Source organism: Rhizorhabdus antheiae, from assembly GCF_049889055.1.
GTDB lineage: Bacteria > Pseudomonadota > Alphaproteobacteria > Sphingomonadales > Sphingomonadaceae > Rhizorhabdus.
This window is the reverse complement of sequence record NZ_JBLTWO010000010.1, coordinates 48,181-64,311: the sequence shown is the minus strand read 5'-3', so window position 1 is coordinate 64,311 and position 16,131 is coordinate 48,181. Positions and strand designations below refer to the sequence as shown.

16 protein-coding genes are annotated in these 16,131 nt (G+C 65.8%); 14 read left to right on the top strand and 2 right to left on the bottom strand.

Annotation, left to right across the window (positions count from 1 at the left end):
- Positions 1–67: 67 nt before the first annotated feature.
- Genes rfbC through ACNI3R_RS17245 form a run of 5 tightly spaced genes read left to right on the top strand, consistent with a single transcriptional unit; the run spans position 68 to position 3,954 of the window.
- Positions 68–634: a dTDP-4-dehydrorhamnose 3,5-epimerase gene (gene rfbC / locus ACNI3R_RS17265; protein ID WP_426185609.1), complete on the top strand. Its 567-nt coding sequence runs from the start codon at positions 68–70 to the stop codon at positions 632–634.
- Between the two features lie 2 nt (positions 635–636).
- The gene (rfbB, locus tag ACNI3R_RS17260; protein ID WP_426185607.1) at positions 637–1,695 is read left to right on the top strand and encodes a dTDP-glucose 4,6-dehydratase; all 1,059 of its coding nucleotides are present in this window, start codon (positions 637–639) and stop codon (positions 1,693–1,695) included.
- Positions 1,692–2,594 carry a dTDP-4-dehydrorhamnose reductase gene (rfbD, locus tag ACNI3R_RS17255; RefSeq protein WP_426185605.1) on the top strand — a complete coding sequence of 301 codons (903 nt, stop codon included), beginning with the start codon at positions 1,692–1,694 and terminating at the stop codon, positions 2,592–2,594. Before rfbB ends, rfbD begins: the two co-directional genes overlap by 4 nt.
- Positions 2,591–3,460, top strand: a complete 870-nt coding sequence (rfbA, locus tag ACNI3R_RS17250) for a glucose-1-phosphate thymidylyltransferase RfbA (protein ID WP_426185603.1) — start codon at positions 2,591–2,593, stop codon at positions 3,458–3,460. The genes rfbD and rfbA overlap by 4 nt, the downstream gene beginning before the upstream one ends.
- Positions 3,460–3,954: a Crp/Fnr family transcriptional regulator gene (locus ACNI3R_RS17245; protein WP_426185601.1), complete on the top strand. Its 495-nt coding sequence runs from the start codon at positions 3,460–3,462 to the stop codon at positions 3,952–3,954. The genes rfbA and ACNI3R_RS17245 overlap by 1 nt, the downstream gene beginning before the upstream one ends.
- Before the next feature lie 4 nt (positions 3,955–3,958).
- Here ACNI3R_RS17245 and ACNI3R_RS17240 read toward each other — a convergent pair whose 3' ends face one another.
- Positions 3,959–4,183 carry a hypothetical protein gene (locus ACNI3R_RS17240; protein WP_426185599.1) on the bottom strand — a complete coding sequence of 75 codons (225 nt, stop codon included), beginning with the start codon at positions 4,181–4,183 and terminating at the stop codon, positions 3,959–3,961.
- Between the two features lie 117 nt (positions 4,184–4,300).
- Between ACNI3R_RS17240 and trxB the strand changes: the two genes are divergently transcribed.
- Complete coding sequence (trxB, locus tag ACNI3R_RS17235; RefSeq protein ID WP_426185597.1) at positions 4,301–5,272, top strand: thioredoxin-disulfide reductase; 972 nt, start codon at positions 4,301–4,303, stop codon at positions 5,270–5,272.
- A 41-nt stretch (positions 5,273–5,313) separates the two neighbouring features.
- Here trxB and ACNI3R_RS17230 read toward each other — a convergent pair whose 3' ends face one another.
- A complete protein-coding gene (locus ACNI3R_RS17230) occupies positions 5,314–5,586 on the bottom strand; it encodes an acyl carrier protein (protein WP_426185595.1) in 273 nt (90 codons plus the stop codon).
- Between the two features lie 126 nt (positions 5,587–5,712).
- On the opposite strand from ACNI3R_RS17230, the gene ACNI3R_RS17225 reads away from it, so the two are divergent.
- From ACNI3R_RS17225 to ACNI3R_RS17190, 8 genes are all read left to right on the top strand, one after another.
- A complete protein-coding gene (locus tag ACNI3R_RS17225) occupies positions 5,713–7,251 on the top strand; it encodes an acyl-CoA ligase (AMP-forming), exosortase A system-associated (protein ID WP_426185593.1) in 1,539 nt (512 codons plus the stop codon).
- Positions 7,248–8,489 (top strand): pyridoxal-dependent decarboxylase, exosortase A system-associated, encoded by a 1,242-nt coding sequence (locus tag ACNI3R_RS17220; protein WP_426185591.1) that lies wholly within the window; start codon positions 7,248–7,250, stop codon positions 8,487–8,489. Before ACNI3R_RS17225 ends, ACNI3R_RS17220 begins: the two co-directional genes overlap by 4 nt.
- A 105-nt stretch (positions 8,490–8,594) precedes the next feature.
- Entirely contained in the window at positions 8,595–9,239 is a 645-nt protein-coding gene (locus ACNI3R_RS17215; protein WP_426185589.1) for an XrtA/PEP-CTERM system exopolysaccharide export protein, read from the top strand.
- A gap of 32 nt (positions 9,240–9,271) precedes the next feature.
- A complete protein-coding gene (locus ACNI3R_RS17210) occupies positions 9,272–10,795 on the top strand; it encodes an XrtA system polysaccharide chain length determinant (RefSeq protein ID WP_426185587.1) in 1,524 nt (507 codons plus the stop codon).
- The gene (locus ACNI3R_RS17205; protein ID WP_426185585.1) at positions 10,792–11,886 is read left to right on the top strand and encodes an AAA family ATPase; all 1,095 of its coding nucleotides are present in this window, start codon (positions 10,792–10,794) and stop codon (positions 11,884–11,886) included. Before ACNI3R_RS17210 ends, ACNI3R_RS17205 begins: the two co-directional genes overlap by 4 nt.
- On the top strand, positions 11,883–13,490 hold the full coding sequence (locus tag ACNI3R_RS17200; protein ID WP_426185584.1) for a porin family protein: 1,608 nt from the start codon (positions 11,883–11,885) through the stop codon (positions 13,488–13,490). The genes ACNI3R_RS17205 and ACNI3R_RS17200 overlap by 4 nt, the downstream gene beginning before the upstream one ends.
- Positions 13,491–13,528: 38 nt before the next feature.
- The gene (locus ACNI3R_RS17195) at positions 13,529–15,277 is read left to right on the top strand and encodes an ExeA family protein (RefSeq protein ID WP_426185582.1); all 1,749 of its coding nucleotides are present in this window, start codon (positions 13,529–13,531) and stop codon (positions 15,275–15,277) included.
- 7 nt (positions 15,278–15,284) lie between these two features.
- On the top strand, positions 15,285–16,130 hold the full coding sequence (locus tag ACNI3R_RS17190) for an XrtA system polysaccharide deacetylase (RefSeq protein WP_426185580.1): 846 nt from the start codon (positions 15,285–15,287) through the stop codon (positions 16,128–16,130).
- The last annotated feature ends 1 nt before the right edge of the window (position 16,131 follow it).

Below are 16,131 nucleotides of genomic sequence, written 5' to 3'. Positions count from 1 at the left end.
ACCTCGGCACTGGACAGGGGCGGCAATGCCTGCGAACCGGCGCAGGTTCGATGGCAGGAGCCGTATATTGCCCGTCAGATTGATCAAGACCCGCCGCTTCGGCGATGATCGTGGTTGGTTTTCCGAGACATATCGCCGGGACCGCTTCGTCGATCTCGGCGTTCCCGACCTCTTCGTCCAGGACAATCACAGCTATTCGCGGCACGTGGGAACCCTTCGTGGCATTCATTTCCAGGCGCCCCCGCATGCGCAGGCTAAGCTGGTTCGCTGCGTCCGTGGGCGGATAATCGACTATGCGGTCGATCTTCGCGCCGGGTCGCCGACCTATGGCCGGCATGTCGCGGCTGAATTGTCCGCAGACAATGGCGACCAGCTCTACATCCCGGTCGGCTTCGGCCATGCCTTCGTGACGCTCGAGCCGGACTGCGAGGTCAGTTACAAGGTGTCGGACGTCTATGCCCCAGAGACCGACGGCGGCATCGCGTGGGACTGTCCGACCCTCGCCATAGACTGGCCGCTCCCGTCGTCCGGACCGATCCTGTCGGACAAGGATTCGGTCTTGCCTCCCCTCCTCGGCTGGGCCAGTCCCTTTCACTATGACGGCGTGCCGCTCGGCCCGCTTTCGGAGGAGTGACGATGCGTATCCTGGTCACCGGCGGGGCGGGTTTCATCGGCTCCGCGCTGATCCGCCACCTGATCGGCGAGACGACGCACGAGGTGCTCAACCTCGACAAGCTGACCTATGCCGGTGTGCTGACCTCGCTCGCGCCGGTCGGCAACAATCCCCGCTATCGTTTCGTCCAGGGCGACATCTGCGATGCCGAGCGGGTCCGCTCGCTGTTGGCCGAATTCCAGCCCGACATCGTTGCCCATCTCGCCGCCGAGAGCCATGTCGATCGTTCGATCGACGGGCCGGGCGCGTTCATCCAGACGAACGTCGTCGGCACCTACACGCTGCTCGACCAGGCGCTCGCTTATTGGCGCGCGCTCGATGGCGAGCGGCGGGCGTCCTTCCGCTTCCACCATATCTCGACCGACGAGGTCTATGGATCGCTGGGCGACGAAGGCCTGTTCACCGAGAGCACGGCCTATGATCCGCGCTCGCCCTATTCGGCTTCCAAGGCTGGCTCCGATCATCTCGTTCGGGCCTGGGGGCATACCTATGGCCTGCCGGTGCTCGTCACCAATTGCTCGAACAATTACGGGCCCTATCATTTTCCCGAAAAGTTGATCCCGCTGATCATCATCCGTGCGCTCGCCGGGGAGCCACTGCCCGTCTATGGCGACGGCTCGAACGTCCGCGACTGGCTCTATGTCGAGGATCATGCCCGCGCCCTGCGCACCGTCTTCGAGCGGGGAACGCCCGGCGAGACCTATAATGTCGGCGGCAATTCGGAACGCCGCAACATCGCGGTGGTGCAGGCGATCTGCGCCGCGCTCGATCGCCTGCAACCGCGCGCCGACGGCCGGGGCTATGCCAGCCAGATCAGCTTCGTCGCCGACCGGCCGGGGCATGACCGCCGCTATGCGATCGACGCGAGCAAGATCCGCGACCAGCTGGGCTGGGAACCGCAGGTCTCGTTCGACGAAGGGATCGAACGGACCGTGCGCTGGTATCTCGACAACCGACCCTGGTGGCAGGAGATACTGGACAGGCGCTATGCCACGGAGCGGCTGGGCCTCGCGACCGGATGAACCAGCGCCATATCCTCGTCACGGGCGGTCAAGGGCAGGTCGGGCTGGAGATGGCGCGATTGTCCTGGCCCGAGGGCACCGTCGCTCTCTTCCCGACGCGCGCAGACCTCGACCTCGCGTCGCGCGACAGCATCTGGGCCTATCTGGATCGCCATCCTGTCGATGCGATCGTCAACTGCGCCGCCTATACGGCGGTCGATCGCGCCGAGGAGGAGCCCGATCTCGCCTTTCGCATCAATGGCGAAGCGGCGGGGTGGCTGGCCGAGGCCGGCCGTCCCATCGTCCATCTGTCGACCGACTATGTCTTCGACGGCACAAAGGCCGGGCCCTACGCCGTCGACGATCCTGTCGCCCCGCTCGGCGTCTATGGTGCGTCGAAGCTGGCGGGCGAGCGCGCGATACTCGGCGGCAGGGCGAGGGCGCTGGTGCTGCGGACCGCCTGGGTCCTGTCGGTGCACCGCCACAATTTCCTGAAGACGATGCTGCGGGTTGCGCAAACCGCGCCCCGGCTGCGCGTCGTCGACGATCAACGCGGTTGCCCGACGGGTGCGGCTGACATTGCCGCCACCGTGCAGACGATTCTGTTGCGGATGCTAGACGATCCGTCTGCGCCGCTGGGCATCCAGCATTTCGTCAATGACGGCGAGGCGAGCTGGTGCGGACTGGCGCGCGAGATCTTCCGGATGAGCGCGGAGCGCGGCGGACCCGTCGCCGAGGTCGAGGCGATCACGACGGCGGACTATCCGACTCCCGCGCGCCGGCCGGTCAACTCCCGGCTGTCGACCGCCGCGCTGCACGAAGCTTTCGGCATCGAGCCTCGCCACTGGCACGCGGCCGTGGGAGACATTATCGATGAACTGCTCGGGCCGCCGGCCCGGAATCAGGGGATGAACGCGTGAAGGGCATTATCCTGGCGGGCGGCGCGGGGACGCGGCTCCACCCGATGACGATGGTGACGTCGAAGCAGCTTCTGCCGGTCTACGACAAACCGATGATCTATTATCCGCTGTCGACCCTGATGCTGGCGGGCATCCAGGAGGTGCTGCTGATCTCCACCCCGCGCGACATTCCCTCCTTCCAGGCGCTGCTCGGAGATGGTCGCCAGTGGGGGATGGAGATCAGCTATGCCGTGCAGCCGAGCCCCGACGGTCTGGCGCAGGCTTATATCATCGGCGCCGATTTCGTCGGCAACGAGCCCTCCGCGCTGATCCTCGGCGACAATATCTATTATGGCCATGGCGCGACCGAGCTGTTCCGCTCGGCGGCGACGCGGCGCGACGGCGCGACCGTCTTCGCCTATCATGTGACCGATCCCGAGCGCTACGGGGTGGTCGAGTTCGACGCCGCAATGCGCGCCGTGTCGATCGAGGAGAAGCCGCAGCGGCCCCGCTCCAACTGGGCGGTGACCGGCCTCTATTTCTATGATTCCGACGTCGTCGAGATCGCCCGCTCGCTCAAGCCTTCGGCGCGCGGCGAGCTCGAGATCACCGACGTCAACAGGGCCTATCTCGACGCCGGCAAGCTTTCGGTCGAGCTGATGGGGCGCGGCTATGCCTGGCTCGATACCGGAACCCCCGACAGCCTGATCGAAGCGGCGGAGTTCGTCCGTACGCTCGAAAAGCGCCAGGGATTCAAGATCGCCTGCCTGGAGGAGGTGGCCTATCTTCAGGGCTTCATCGATGCCGGACAGCTCGAACGCCTGGCCGATGCCCTCGGCAAGAGCGCCTATGGAACTTATCTGCGGGATCAAGTGCGAAAGCGTTGATGAAGAACGCCCGCTACATCGCCGCCGGTCTGAGCGACGCCGACATGCTCTGGCTCCTCTCCGTCGGCACGCTGCGCAGCCTCAAACCGGGCGACATGCTGGTGAGCGCGGGCAGGCCCGTGAACGAGATATTCTTCGTGCTGGCCGGCAGCGTCGCAGTCCGCCTGCGCGACGGGACGCAGGTCGCGCGGCTGGGCGTCGGCGATGTGGTGGGGGAGATGTCCTTCGTGGAGCGTCATTCCCCGCTCGTCTCGGTGCTGGCCGAGGAACCCGTCGAGGTTCTCGCCATCGCCCGCAAACTCATCCTTGACCGCTTCGAGGAGCAGCCGGTGTTCGCGGCGCGCTTCTATCGGGCGCTCGCGATCTTTCTGTCCGAACGCCTGCGTGAGACGACCGCCGTGGTGCAGGCGAAGGCCGGTGAAGGGCAGGACGACAAGGACGACCGCGATGCCCGGGCGCGCTTCGGAAGACTGTTTCGCCGGTCAGCCAGCTGACGGGTCAGCCCTTCATCGCATTGCCGATGGCTTCCAGCGCCTCAGGGAGATGGTGTCGCAGTTCTATGACGGGATCGGCTGCAATATCCTTGGACAGCAGCCTTGGCACCGTGAGGGCGACCGCAGCGGCAAACAAGCAGGTGAACAGCGCGAAGCGCGCAGCCGCAACGCCCCGTCTGTCACGCAGGAGCGTCGCAGCAAATTTGTGGCATGCCAGACGTGCGGTCATCGTCATCCGATTACCGAGCGAAAGCTAAGCCGGGGTAAAGGCGGGGCGGTTGCCAAAGCGGGGGCGGCGTCCCTATCTGCACATCCGAGAATCACCCGCATCACCGGAACGACACCCATGACCGCCACCCACTCGACCCGCATGTTGATCATCGGTTCCGGCCCCGCCGGCCTTTCGGCCGCGATCTATGGCGCCCGCGCCGGCATGGCGCCGATCGTGGTTCAGGGAATCCAGCCCGGCGGACAGCTGACCATCACCACCGATGTCGAGAATTATCCGGGATTTCGCGAGGTCATCCAGGGCCCCTGGCTGATGGAAGAGATGCGCGCCCAGGCCGAGCATGTCGGAGCGACGATGGTCTGGGACATGATTTCCGAGATCGATCTGAGCGAGCGTCCCTTCCGGCTGAAGGGCGACGGCGGCACGATCTATGTCGCCGATACGCTGATCATCGCGACCGGTGCGCAGGCCAAATGGCTGGGCGTCGAAGGCGAGATGGAGCTGGGTGGCAAGGGCGTTTCCGCCTGCGCGACCTGCGACGGCTTCTTCTACCGCGGGAAGAAGGTTGCGGTCATCGGCGGCGGCAACACCGCCGTGGAAGAGGCGCTGTACCTGACCAACCACAGCCATGACGTGACGCTGATCCACCGTCGCGACTCGCTGCGGGCCGAGAAGATCCTGCAGGAGCGGCTGTTCGCCCATCCGAACATCAAGGTGCTGTGGAATCAGCAGGTCGAGCGCTTCGTCGGCGGAGAAGGCAATGCCGGGCTCGTCGCGATCGAACTCAAGGACACCGTCACCGGCGCGGTATCGCAGCTGGAGACCGACGGCGGCTTCGTCGCGATCGGCCACAGCCCCTCGACCGAGCTGTTCCGGGGGCATCTGGATCTCGACGAGGACGGCTATCTGGTGGTCGAGAAGGGCGGCACCCGGACCAACATTCCCGGCGTGTTCGGCTGCGGCGACGTCGCCGACAAGGTCTATCGTCAGGCGGTGACCGCTGCTGGCATGGGCTGCATGGCCGCGCTGGATGCCGAGCGTTTCCTGGCCGAGGCGGATTTCGAGGCGCGGGTTACCGTCGACGCCTGAGCCCTACCTACTTGGGCGGGGCGGCCGGCCGCCCCGCTCGTTCAGCGCTTGAGCTTGCGCTCCACGAACGCCAGCAGCGCGCCGAAGCTTTCCAGCATCTCGCCGTCGACCTCGTCATCGTCGATGATGATGTCGAGCCGGTCTTCGAGCGCCGTCAGCAACCCGGCGACCGCCATGGAATCGAGTTCGGGCAGTGATCCGAACAGCTGCGTGTCGGCACCGAACCCGTCGACGCGCGCGACATCCAGCGACAGGCTCTCCACGAGAACGGCGCGAACGGCTTGCTCGGTGCTCTCGAAATCGGCTGCGCTCACGTCGGATGGTCCTCGCGGTTCGGAAGTGGCGGCTCCCTAGACGCATTGATGGCGCGGAACAAGATTCGGATAGGCATTGTCCGCAGCCGGTTGCCCATCCCGCCGCCAGTCCCTAGCTGTCAGGCGATGCCCGTCGTCGCAGATCCCGTTCCCCGCCCGCTCGATCATCTCGCCCTTCGCGGCGATCGCTCGGCGCCTGCGCTCGTGGACCGGAACGGGCTGCTCGACCATGCCGGGCTCGACGAGGCGGTCGGGCGGCTGGCCGCCGGTTTGAAGGCGCGCGGGCTGCATCCGGGTGACCGGGTGGCGAGCTGGATGGCCAAGGGCAGGCTGGCCTGCATTCTCCCCCTCGCCTCCGCCCGCGCCGGGCTGGTCCATGTCCCGATCAACCCGCAGCTCAAGCATCATCAGGTATCGCACATCCTGACCGACAGCGGCGCCCGGCTGCTGATTGCCGGGCAGGGGCGTGCCACGACGCTGGAGGGAGAAGACAGGCCGGGGGACTGCGCCTTGGCGATCGAGGAGGAGGAGGGGGGGGCGCTGCTCTCTTCCGGCGATGAGCTGCCGCCGTCCGTCGCCGATCCAGCTGACCTTACGGCGATCCTCTACACGTCGGGGTCGACCGGACGGCCCAAGGGGGTGATGCTGAGCCATGCCAATCTCTGGCTCGGCGCGGTGTCGGTCGCCCATTATCTGGGCCTCGATAGCGACGACCGGACGCTTGCGGTGCTGCCGCTGAGTTTCGATTATGGGCAGAACCAGCTGTTGTCGACCTGGGCGGCCGGGGGCTGTGTCCATCCGCTCGATTATCTGACCCCGCGCGACGTGATCCGCGCGGTAGGACGGCATGGGATTACCACCCTCGCCGGTGTTCCGCCGCTGTGGATACAGCTGGCAGAGGCAGACTGGCCCGCCGAGGCGATCGGATCGCTGCGCCGGCTGACCAACACCGGGGGACGGATGAGCGTCGCTCTGGTCCGGCGGCTGCGTGCGCTGTTCCCGGAAGCGCGCCTTTTCTCGATGTATGGGCTCACCGAGGCCTTCCGTTCGACCTATCTCGATCCCGCTCTGATCGATGCCCATCCCGACTCGATCGGCAAGGCGATCCCTTTCGCTGAAATCCTCGTCGTCCGGCCCGACGGCAGCGTGGCTGCCGACGATCAGCCGGGCGAACTGGTCCATGCCGGCCCGCTCGTGGCCCAAGGCTATTGGCAGGATGTGGAGCGGACCGCACTACGCTTCCGTCCGGCGCCGGCGGCTTCGGTGCATGGCGGCATCGCCGTCTGGTCGGGCGACACGGTGGTGCGCGACCGGGATGGCCTGCTGCGCTTCATCGGCCGCGATGACGAGATGATGAAGGTGTCGGGCAATCGCATCAGCCCGACCGAAATCGAGGAGGCGGCGATCACCAGCGGCGCGACGGCCGAAGTGGTCGCCCTGGGCCTGCCCGACGAGCGGCAGGGGCAGGTCATCTGGCTCTATGCGCGGCCTCAGGTCGACGATGCCGACGAACGCCTGCGCGATTGGTTTCGCCGGAACCTGCCGTCCTTCATGCAACCGTCGCACATCGTCTGGCAGGATGAATTGCCGCGCAACGCAAACGGCAAGCTCGATCGGGTCGCGCTGCGCAGCGCAGCCCTTGCCCAAGCGGAGAAGGACGCATGAAGCCCACCGGTCCCATTCCCGCCGATCATGTCTGGCAGGACGGCGCGCTGATGCTCGGTGGGCGGACCGCCGACGCGTGGGCCGCGCTCGCGGGCGATACGCCGCTATTCGTCTATGATCTCGCCATCGTGCGCCGAAAGGTGGGGCGCTTTCGCGCCGCCTTTCCCGGCGTGTCGCTCCATTATGCAGTGAAGGCCAATCCGCATCCCCCGCTGCTGGCGGCGATGGCGGGTCTGGTCGACGGTTTCGATATCGCTTCGGGCGGAGAGGCGCGGCTGGCGCTCGACGCCGGCATGGAGCCGCGCCGCATCTCCTTCGCCGGGCCGGGCAAGCGCGACCGCGAACTGGAAGCCGCGATCGAGGCCGGCATCACGATCAACGTGGAATCCGCGTCCGAACTCGACCGTGCGCTGGCGCTGGGTCGCGCCCGGGGCTCGACGCCACGCCTGGCCCTGCGGGTCAATCCGGACTTCGAGCTGAAGGGCTCGGGAATGAAGATGGGGGGCGGAGCCAAGCCCTTCGGGATCGATGCCGATCGCGTCGCCCCGCTGATCGGCCGTATCGAAGAAAGAGGCGGCGTCTATCGTGGCCTTCACATCTTCGCGGGGTCGCAGGCGCTCGATGCCGAGGCGCTGATCGAGGCTCAGGCATCTGCCGTGGCGCTCGCCGACCGGATCAGCCGCGACGCAGGCGTGGCGCCGCCGCACGTCAATCTGGGGGGCGGCTTCGGCATTCCCTATTTCTCCACCGACAAGCCGCTCGACGAAGCACGGGTGGGCGCGGCGCTCGCGCAGACCCTCGCCGGACGTGGGGCCATGCTTGAGTGCACAGAATTTACAATCGAGCTGGGGCGCTGGCTGGTGGGGGAGGCTGGCGTCTATCTGACGCGGATCGTCGACCGCAAGGAGAGCCATGGCGAGACCTTCCTGGTGGTCGATGGCGGCTTGCATCACCAACTGGCTGCGAGCGGCAATTTCGGTACCGTCGTGCGCCGTAACTATCCGATTTCTTTGACCAAAAGCGGAGAGTCGGATAGAGTGGAGACAGTCTCGGTGGTGGGCTGCCTCTGCACGCCGCTCGACCGTCTCGGAGATCAGGTGCAACTGTCGGTCGCAGGGGTCGGCGACCTAATCGCCCTGTATCTTGCCGGTGCCTATGGAGCGACTGCGAGCCCGGCTCGTTTTCTGGGGCAGGGAGAGGCAAAGGAATTAACCATAGACGGCGCCCGCATCCTGTGATTCTAAGCAATAGTTCAGGGTTTGTGCGGCATGACGCGGGGATTGGGGCGAATTGGGTGTGAAGATGGGGCGGATCAGCGTTGCAAATGCCCCGGAGGATCGGTGATGGCCATGCGTGCTAAGCTTTGGACGTCGATAGCTGCGGCCGCCTTCGTGGCGACGACCGCCCTGTCTCCCGTCGTCGCGGCCGAGAAGGAACTGCCGCCGGCGCCTTTCGTGCCACAAGGCGGCCAGCCCGGCGATGATTATACGATCGGCCCGCTCGACTCGCTGACGGTGTTCGTCTGGCGCAACCCCGAACTGGGCGCACAGGTCCAGGTGCGCCCTGATGGCCGCATCACCTTGCCGCTGATCAATGATATGGTCGCTGTCGGCAGGACGCCGACGCAGCTGTCCGACGACATTCACAATGCGCTGTCGACCTATATCAGCGACCCTATCGTTTCGGTGATCGTCAATAACTTCTCGGGCACCTTCGCCCAGCAGATCCGAATCGTTGGCGCCGCCGAGAAGCCGTCGACGGTTTCCTATCGCGCCGACATGACGTTGCTCGACGTCATGATAACGGTTGGCGGGCTGTCGCAATATGCGGCTGGCAATCGAGCCAAGCTCATTCGCTACAATCCTGAGACCAAGAAGCAGGAGGAATATCGCCTGCGGATCGACAGCCTCTTGAAGCGCGGCGACATCAAGGCAAATGTGAAGCTGCTGCCAGGGGATGTGATCATCATTCCCGAGAGCTTGTTCTGAGTCCGGTGACCGTGGGGGCGGCTGACTAGACGATGGAAGCGATCTACACCGAGATTCGCATCGCGCTCTACTCGATCTGGCGCATGCGCTGGCTCGCACTCGCGGTTGCCTGGGCCTTTTGCCTGGTCGGCTGGGTCATGGTCATGCGCGTTCCGGCCGCCTATGAAAGCAGCGCGCGCATCCAGGTGCAGGTGAAGTCGCTGTTCGGTGATGGCTCCGAGGGCGACATGCAGCGCAGCGTCGATCGCGTGCGCCAGTCGCTGACGTCGACGGAAATGCTCAAGCGCGTCGTCAAGAACGTCTCCAATGGCGAACGGCCGCTGACCGCCTATGAAGCCCTGTCGCTGATCGGTGCCTTGCGCGGGGGGATCTCGATCACCGCCCAGGGTGAGGACCTGCTGGAGATCAAGACCCGCATCAGCCTCAATGGCATATCGGAGCAGCAGACCGCCTTCATCGTTCGTAGCGTGACACAGCAACTGATCGACATCTTCGTCCAGGAGAATGTGATCGGTTCGAAGACGAACAACGAAGAGGCCTTGCGCTTCCTCGACCAGGAACTGGCGCGGCGCGCCAAGGAACTGGCCGATGTCGACCGCCGCCGCGCGCAGATCACGCAGGACACGCTGGGCGCCCTGCCGGGCACCGGTACGCTTGAACAGCGCATGGACGCCGTTCGCAACGAGATGATCAGTCTCGAATCGAATTTGATGCAGGCTCGCAGTGCGCTCGCGGCGATGAACGGGCAGCTTGCGGCGACCCCCGCGCAGATCCCGGCGGGCAGCATCGGCGGGATGGACACGATCGACCAGCGCATCGCCTCTCTGGAAGGGCAGCTGTCGGAAGCGATTTCGCGCGGCTGGACCGAGAAGCACCCCGACGTCATCGCAACCCGGGCTCAGCTGTCGCAGCTCCGCGCGGAAAAGGCGCGAGGCGGAACCCGGTCGGTCCCGATGACGCCCAACCCGGTCTATGTCTCGCTCAAGTCGATGCAGGCCGAGCGCCAGGGCAATGTCGCGGCACTCGAGGCGCGCAAGCAGCAGCTCGATCAGGCCATAACCCTGATCGGCCAGCGGCAGATCACGGCGCCGGGCCAGCAGATCGACCAGTCCCGGCTCGATCGCGATTATGACGTGCTGCGCGACCAGTATAACAAGCTGCTCGAACGGCGTGAGTCCGCGAAACTGCGGTCGGATGCGACCGGCAAGACCGACGGCGTCCGCTTTCGCGTGATCGACCAGCCTTCCTTGCCGCGCGAGCCGGCTGCTCCGAACCGGACGATGTTGCTGACCGCCGTGCTGATCGCGGGGGTCGTGGTCGGTGCCGGTGTCGGCTTTGCCAAGAGCCAGCTGTCGAGCGTCTTCACCACCACACAGCAGCTCGCCAAGGCCAGCGGCCTGCCGGTGCTGGGTTCGATTTCGGAGGTCATCACCGCCGATACCCGGCTGGTGCGGCGCAAACAGATGATGTGGTTCTCATCCGCAGCGGCCGGTCTTCCCGGTATGTTCATGCTGTTGATGTTGATCGAGTTCATCAAGCGGATCATGGTGTCGTGACCGTGGATGACGACAGCTCCAAGCCGCCTGCCAGGAAGCGCCGCCGTCGCGGGTCGCTGATCGAGCGCGCGGGATCGGTCTATGACTTCGAGGCGGTGCTGCGCGCGCGCGTGGTGATGCCCGATCCCGGCAGCATGGGGCATCCGCCGGTGCTCGACGTGCCGCTGTCGCCTAGCCTTTCGCCCGAGCCGATCAGCCTCGGTGCGGGCGCGGCTCAGGCCCCGGTGCTCGAAGCGCCACCCTCGGTTTCCCTGCCTGCGCCCGAGCCGGAACAGCCCGCCACGCCGCCACCAGCGGCGACCCCATCGGTCCTGCCGGCCGCAGCGCCCGAACCGGTCGCGCTGGCGGCGCCCGAAATCGTCTATCGCACCGCCAAGGTGAATCGCGCCGATCTGATCGACCAGGGCTTTGTCATGCCCGACGCGGCGATCACCGCGCTCGCCGAGGAGTTCCGCATCGTCAAGCGGACGCTGCTGCTCAACGCGATCGGGCCGACCGCCCTGCCAAATGGTCGCCGCATCCTGATCTGTTCGGCGCAGGCGAACGAGGGCAAGACCTTCTGCGCGGTCAATCTGGCGCTGTCGATGGCGAACGAACGCGACATCGAGGTGCTGCTGATCGATGGCGACTTCGCGAAGCCCACTGTGTTGTCGACCCTGGGCATCGAGGGGCCGGTCGGACTGATGGACGCGCTCGCCGACCCCGATGTCGATGTCGAGACGCTGGTCATCAAGACCGATGTCGGCAATCTGTCGGTCCTGCCGTCGGGCAAATACACCAATGAGGCGACCGAACTGATCGCCGCCGACCGGACCCGGCAGATCATCGAACGCCTGTCGACCAAGCCGAATCGCATCATCCTGTTCGATAGCCCGCCGGCGCTGGCGGCGTCGCCGGCGTCGGTGCTGGCCTATCATGTGGGGCAGGTGCTGCTCGTCGTGCGCGCGGACAAGACCGGCGAGGCGGAGTTGCGCGACGCGGTGCTGCTGCTCGGCGGCTGCGAGGAGATCCAGCTTCTGCTCAATGGCGCGCGCTTCGCGCCCAATGCCCGTCGTTTCGGCAGCTATTACGGCTACGAAGCACCGCGATGAGGCGGCCGACAGCGCAAGCTCTGCTGGGTCTCTTCGCCGGAGGGGCCGCCTGTGGTGCTGCCCATGCCGAACGCCCGCAGATCGGCGCCTTCTTCGACATCCAGCAGGTGGTCCAGTCCCAACTCAGCGGGCAAGGCGTCGAAGATCTCACCTACACCGAGGTTTCGGGAACGCTGGCTGCGCAGATCACCAACCGTCGCGTGACCGTATCAGGGACCTATCGGCTCGCTTATCGCATCCCCGAAATGGGCGATACGCAGCAGTCTTTCGTGCAGGACGGGGTGATGCAGGCGCAGGCCGTCGTCATCGAGGAATGGCTCACGGTGCAGGGCGGCGGTATCGTCACGCGCAGCCGCATCGATCCGAGCGGCCCCGCGCCGCCAACCAATTTCGGCAGCGGCCGCAACCTCACCCAGACTTATTCGGGCTATATCCAGCCGATGCTCGCCCACCGGATCGGCGACCTCGGCTTCTCGGCCAATTATCGTTACGGCTATACCAAGAACAAGAGCGATGGGGGCACCTTCTCGACCGGTCCCGTTACCGATCGCTTCGACAGTTCTGTTTCGCAGCAGGCGCAGCTGTCGCTGGGCATGGAGCGCAGCGCGCTACCGTTCGACTGGAAGCTCAGCGGCGAGGTTCGGGCCGAGGACTTGTCGAACCTGGACCAGCAGCTCCGGGCTCTCAACATCATCGGCGAGATCAAGCTGCCGGTGGCGCGGACGATCGCGCTCGTCACCAGCGCCGGCTACGAAAAGACTCGCACCACCGAGCGCGAGGCGCTGATCGACAGCCTGACCGGCCTGCCGGTGATCGGTCGCGGCGGCGGCTTCGTCTCCGACGTCAGCAAGCCGCGCGTGCTCACCTATGACGTCAATGGTATCATTGCCGATGCGGGGGTGATCTGGCGACCCAGCCGTCGCTCCCGCTTCGAGGCGCGTGCCGGCTATCGCTATGGCGGCTTCTCCGTCACGGGTCTGGTCGAAATGAAGCCGAGCGAGAAGACCGGCCTCACCCTCATCGTCAGCGATCAGATCCAGAGCTTCGGGCAGGGGCTGACCAGTGGTCTGGCCAGTTCCCCCGTCAATCTCGATCTCGGCCAGGCGATCGATCCGACGAGCTCCTTCCAGAACTGTCTGTTCGGCAAGGCAGCGGGATCGGGGCGCTGCATCGGCGGCTCGCTCGGGCAGGCCTCCGCAAACATGTATCGCGAGCGCGGGGCCAGCATCATCTTCACCCGCGCCTTGCGCCAGTGGAATGTCTCCGCCGGGATGGGCTATACCCGCCGCAACTATATCGACGATCCGAACGCCGTGGTGTCGCTCGCAGGCGTCGTCGATCAGAGCATTTTCGGCAATTTTGCGGTCGGCGGACAGCTCACCCGGCAGTCGGGCGTATCCTTTTCTTTTACCGGCAACATGTTTAAGAACGGTCAGGTGGGGGCATCCGACGTGCTGTCGGGTTCCGCCAGTGCGAATTATTTCCGCACATTTGGGCGCGGGATACAGATGCAGGCGAGTGTGGCGGTAGATGCGTCGAAGCAGGATGGGCTCACGGCTGATGTCTCCGGGCGTGCGCAAGTCGGCCTGCAATATCGCTTCTGATATGATCGTTTTCCCATCCAGCAAGAGGGAGGGTCGCTTTGGACCATGATCCCTATGGCCTGACGGATCGGCCGTTCCAGCTGACGCCGGATCCGCGCTTCTATTTCGAAAGCGCGACCCACCGCAAGGCGATGACCTATTTGGGCTATGGCCTGGCGCAGGGCGAAGGCTTCATCGTCGTTACCGGCGAGGTCGGCACCGGCAAGACCATGCTGGTCGGTCGCCTGATGGCGACGATCGACCGCTCGCGCCTGACCGCGATCAACCTGGTATCGACCCAGCTCGAGGGGGAGGACATCCTCCGTATCGTCGCGCTGGCGCTGGGGGTTGCGACCGATGTCGCCGCCAAGGGCCAGCTGCTTGCGCGGATCGAGCGTTTCCTGCACGAGCAGGCGCGTGGCGGGAAGCGGACTCTGTTGATCGTCGACGAGGCGCAAAACCTTCCTATTTCCGCGCTCGAAGAGCTGCGGATGCTGTCCAATTTCCAATATGGCGGACAGGCCCTCCTGCAGATATTCCTGCTGGGCCAGCCGGAGTTCCGAGACGCGCTGGCGCAACCCCGGTTCGAGCAATTGCGCCAGCGGGTGATCGCCACTCACCACCTGACCGCCATGGGCCCCGAAGAGGTCGCCCCCTATGTCATGCACCGGTTGGCCTGCGCCGGCTGGAAGGGTACGCCGCGCTTCGCCCAGGATGCCTATGATGCCTTTCACCGGCTGTCGGGCGGCATTCCGCGCCGGCTCAATATGCTGGCCGGGCGCGTCATGCTTCAGGGCGCGATCGAACGCCTGACCGACATCGACGGCGAGGTGGTCGACGACGTCGCCTCGGATCTGGCCAGCGAAAGCATCATGCCCGCCCAGGGGCCGCAGCCGCGCGCGCAGGCGATGCCGTCCGATCTGGACCCGGTCTTCCCGCCTTCCGAATCCGAGCCTGCGCCGCAACCGGCGGTGTCCATGTCAGTGCCCCCGCTGGCGACGCCCTTCCCGGCTCCGGAGCCTGTGCCCTATGCGCCGCAGGAGCCTTCGGCGTCTTTCGTCGCACCGGTGCCGCCGGCGCCAGCCGAGCCTTCGCCACAGGCGATGCGACCATCTTATACCAGCTATGCCCCGCCGGAAGAGGAGGAGCGTCCCGGCTCTCCCTCAGACCCGTTGAGCGGGCTGGCTGCCGATCCCCTGGCGGCCTTGCGCGGACATTTTCCGCCGCCCACGATCGAGCAGCCGCCTCGTTTCGATGGTAATGTTCCGCCCGAGCTCAGTCGGTCGGTCGCGGCCGAACCGCCAGCCGCGCCATCGGTGCCGAGCTGGGCTGTCGAACAGCCCGCCGAACAGGCACCCGAATGGCCTCCGGTTTCCGCTTCGACGCCGGAAACCGCGCGGCAGCCGATACCCGAACCTGCGCGGCAGCCCGTCAATGCCCCCGTGTGGAAGGTCGAACAGGACTGGACGACGCCGTCTTCGGAGGCAGCTGCGCCTCCTGCCTCGGCGATGCCGCCCTTTCCCCCTCCGCAAATAGCCGAACCCCCGGTTCCGCAGCCCGCGCCGACGCCGGTTTCGCAACCGGTTAGCGTCGAACCGACGCCCGCCACCGATCCGGCGTTGGTCGACCATGCCGCGCGTAACGCAGAGCTGGAAACGCGCTTGGCCGAGCAGGAGGCGATCCTGCGTCGCACGCTGACCCTGCTTGTCGAACTGGTCGAGACGGATCCTCAGCTCAATCCGCAACCTGCCGCCCCCGTTTCGGTGCCGCTGCGGCGGCCGGACGGCGGAGGGCAGGGGCCGGCCTGACCGGGCGATGGTGACCAACGGCCTTTCGGTCGACATAGAGGACTGGTTCCAGGTCGGAGCATTCGAAAAATGCATCCGGCGGGAGGACTGGGATAATCTGCCGTCGCGTGTCGAACGCAATAGCGATGCCGTCATCGATCTGTTTGGCCGCGCCGGGGCCAAGGCCACATTCTTCACTTTGGGCTGGGTGGCGGAGCGCTGCCCCGGGCTGATCCGCCGAATCGTCGCAGCGGGCCATGAGGTCGCCAGCCATGGCTGGGACCATGTGCGCGTATTCACCATGACGCCGGCTCAGTTTCGCGAGGATTTGCGCCGTACGCGCGGGGTTCTCGAGGATCTCGGCGGCTGCCGGGTGGTCGGCTATCGTGCGCCGAGCTTCTCTATCGACGCGCGCACGCCCTGGGCGCATGAGATATTGGCGGAGGAAGGCTATGCCTATTCCTCCAGCGTCGCGCCGGTCGTGCATGACCATTATGGCTGGCCGGAAGCCCCGCGCTTCGCCTTCCGACCCATGGCCGGGGCCGATCTGATCGAACTGCCGGTGACCACCGCCCGTTTCGGCGGTCGGACGGTCGCGGCCGGTGGCGGTGGCTTCTTCCGTCTCTTCCCTTATGCATTCTCGCGCTGGGCGATCCGGCAGGTGAATGCGGAAGGGCGGCCCGGCATCTTCTATTTCCACCCCTGGGAGATCGACCCGGGACAGCCGCGCGTGACGCACGCCCCGCTGCGGTCGCGGCTGCGCCATTATGCCCGGCTGTCCGCGATGGAGGGCAAGCTGGAGCGGGCGATCGGCGACTTCGCGTGGGATCGGATCGACCGGATCGTAGGCGCAGAAGCGGCGAGGGCGGCCTGAC

Bases quoted from the DNA above. Each gene is read 5' to 3' on its own strand.
- rfbB (WP_426185607.1), top strand. From the start codon at position 637: ATGCGTATCCTGGTCACCGGCGGGGCGGGTTTCATCGGCTCCGCGCTG.
- rfbD (WP_426185605.1), top strand. From the start codon at position 1,692: ATGAACCAGCGCCATATCCTCGTCACGGGCGGTCAAGGGCAGGTCGGG.
- ACNI3R_RS17245 (WP_426185601.1), top strand. From the start codon at position 3,460: ATGAAGAACGCCCGCTACATCGCCGCCGGTCTGAGCGACGCCGACATG.
- ACNI3R_RS17240 (WP_426185599.1), bottom strand. From the start codon at position 4,183: ATGACCGCACGTCTGGCATGCCACAAATTTGCTGCGACGCTCCTGCGT.
- trxB (WP_426185597.1), top strand. From the start codon at position 4,301: ATGACCGCCACCCACTCGACCCGCATGTTGATCATCGGTTCCGGCCCC.
- ACNI3R_RS17225 (WP_426185593.1), top strand. From the start codon at position 5,713: ATGCCCGTCGTCGCAGATCCCGTTCCCCGCCCGCTCGATCATCTCGCC.
- ACNI3R_RS17220 (WP_426185591.1), top strand. From the start codon at position 7,248: ATGAAGCCCACCGGTCCCATTCCCGCCGATCATGTCTGGCAGGACGGC.
- ACNI3R_RS17215 (WP_426185589.1), top strand. From the start codon at position 8,595: ATGGCCATGCGTGCTAAGCTTTGGACGTCGATAGCTGCGGCCGCCTTC.
- ACNI3R_RS17210 (WP_426185587.1), top strand. From the start codon at position 9,272: ATGGAAGCGATCTACACCGAGATTCGCATCGCGCTCTACTCGATCTGG.
- ACNI3R_RS17200 (WP_426185584.1), top strand. From the start codon at position 11,883: ATGAGGCGGCCGACAGCGCAAGCTCTGCTGGGTCTCTTCGCCGGAGGG.
- ACNI3R_RS17190 (WP_426185580.1), top strand. From the start codon at position 15,285: ATGGTGACCAACGGCCTTTCGGTCGACATAGAGGACTGGTTCCAGGTC.